The following is a 2044-nucleotide window of genomic DNA, read 5'->3' as shown; positions in this document are numbered from 1 at the left end:
TTGATCTGCACGCACGCCGTCAGGCGGCCTCGCAGCTCAAGCAGGACCAGTATGTCGCGAAACTCTTCGACATCCTCGGCCCGCGCTACAAGGACCGTCAGGGCGGCTACGTTCGCATTATGAAAGCCGGTTTCCGTTACGGCGACATGGCTCCGATGGCGATCATCGAATTCGTCGAGCGCGATCTGGACGCAAAAGGTGCGGCAGATAAGGCACGCGTCGAAGCCGAAGAGGCTGCCGAGGATTGATCCTCGCGACCGATTTCCCTGCGAAATCAATGAGAATTGCGAAATCCCGCCTATTAGGCGGGATTTTCTTATTTCCGCCTGCATTTTCCCGCATTTCTCACGCAAAAGGTTATTGCGCAGATGATGCGCATTCGCGAGTGTAAGCGCGTGGGCGGGTAGGGACGTAATGTCACTGTCGGAGCGAACTCCGCACGGCGCGAACACTTTTAAGTTGACCGGGTTAATTCCAAACTGTCTAAAAAGATATGTCGATACAGAGCAGAATCGATTTGAAACTTCGTGACTTGGATCGTTTAGCTCCAAGCGGTTATTTTGTTGGACTGCATATTCGTTTTACGGCGCCTTTGATGACGTTCCAGACTTACGACAAAGCCTGGCTCGATCATTATACCGCAAACGGCTATGTGCTCCGTGACCCTATGACTGCTTGGGGGTTTAGCGAGACCGGCTCAATCCGGTGGAGCGACCCGCGGTTACCCGATCCTTTCCGTCTCTTCGATGAGGCCAAACACTATGGTCTGATCTACGGGGCGACAGTCTCATGCGGCCCGATCCGGTCCCGTACTATCGCAAGCATGGCGCGCGATGATCGGGAATTCGACCTACCCGAGATCGAGACCTTTGAGCTTATCGTGCGTGAATTGCACGACATGACTCAACCGCCTGAGGAACTCACGAGAGCTCAGATCGAAGCCCTGCGCTGTGTTGCTGGGGGTGACCGACACGCGGCGGCGGCCGCGAAACTTGGAATTTCGGAAAGCGCGCTCAAGGCGCGGCTGAATTCTGCGCGCGCAAGACTGATGGCTCGGACGACCGCCGAAGCTATTCAGCGCGCAAAGGATTTCCGCCTGTTATAGTGTTGTTGACCCTCCGCACGGCTGTACTGTGACTAACCTGCAGGAGGAAGACATGCAGACCACTACGCTTTCGTTCACCAATTTTCATAATCACGGTGAGCTTTTCGCAAACATGCTGCGCGCCAGGCGCGAGCTCTTCATTGTCCAGAATAAATGGGATCTCCCAGAAGCGATGGGCATGGAATATGACCAGTATGACACCCCGGCGAGCCGCTGGGTGGTCGTCCATGACGAGTTGGGCAAGGTGCTGGCAGGCAACCGTCTGACGCCCACGACGACGACCTGCGGGATCTATAGCTACATGATCCGCGATGCGCAGCGGGGGCTGCTCGCGACGATCCCGTCCAATCTTCTCTATGACGAGGCTCCGGTCAGTGAGACCGTCTGGGAAAGCTCGCGTCTCTTCGTGTCCCATGACGTCCCGATGGCGATGCGCCGCAAGGTTCATGCGCGTCTCGTGCAGGAAATCGGCAATTCGGCGCGTGAACTCGGCGCAAGCTCCGCCCTTACCCTTCTGAACGCGAATTGGCCGCGTTGGGCGGGTCGGGTTGGCGTGGACATGACTGCGATGGGACCGGTGATGGAGATCGACGGAATCAAAAATCAGGTCGTATCGATGAACTTCTCCCAAAACCTTCATTAAAGGGATGGGAAAGATTAGAGCCCCCGTGCGCCCCACACGCGCGGGGGCTTTTCGTTGGCGGACCGAGACACTAGGTTCACGCCATCATGGCCGACCTATTCGACACGCCCCCCGATCCCAATGCGCCTGCGCCCGAAGCGCCGCGCCCGCTCGCTGATCGCATCCGCCCAAAAACTCTGGGTGAGGTGATCGGTCAGGAACAGGTGCTTGGTCCTGACGGGCCTTTGGGGGCGATGCTGGCTGCAGGCTCGCTCGGCTCTCTGATCCTCTGGGGGCCGCCGGGGGTCGGCAAGACC

At 57.8% G+C, this 2044-nt stretch carries 3 protein-coding genes and 1 pseudogene; all 4 read left to right on the top strand.

Going from position 1 to position 2044, the window contains the following annotated elements; translation table 11 throughout:
• Positions 1-248, top strand: a 248-nt coding sequence (rplQ, locus tag B3D39_RS07320; protein ID WP_286789558.1) for a 50S ribosomal protein L17, incomplete at its 5' end; no start/stop codon positions are given.
• 245 nt (positions 249-493) lie between these two features.
• Positions 494-1105, top strand: a complete 612-nt coding sequence (locus tag B3D39_RS07315) for an autoinducer binding domain-containing protein (protein WP_078521787.1) — start codon at positions 494-496, stop codon at positions 1103-1105.
• 52 nt (positions 1106-1157) lie between these two features.
• Complete coding sequence (locus tag B3D39_RS07310) at positions 1158-1748, top strand: acyl-homoserine-lactone synthase (protein ID WP_078540198.1); 591 nt, start codon at positions 1158-1160, stop codon at positions 1746-1748.
• Positions 1749-1834: 86 nt separating this feature from the next.
• Positions 1835-2044 (top strand): annotated as a pseudogene (locus B3D39_RS07305) (replication-associated recombination protein A); the annotation flags it as partial.

The sequence above is a fragment of the Thioclava sp. UBA3469 genome (assembly GCF_002378135.1).
In the GTDB taxonomy this organism is placed as follows: Bacteria; Pseudomonadota; Alphaproteobacteria; order Rhodobacterales; family Rhodobacteraceae; genus Thioclava; species Thioclava sediminum.
This window is presented reverse-complemented; position numbering and strand designations above follow the sequence as displayed.

Bases quoted from the DNA above. Each gene is read 5' to 3' on its own strand.
- B3D39_RS07315 (WP_078521787.1), top strand. From the start codon at position 494: ATGTCGATACAGAGCAGAATCGATTTGAAACTTCGTGACTTGGATCGT.
- B3D39_RS07310 (WP_078540198.1), top strand. From the start codon at position 1,158: ATGCAGACCACTACGCTTTCGTTCACCAATTTTCATAATCACGGTGAG.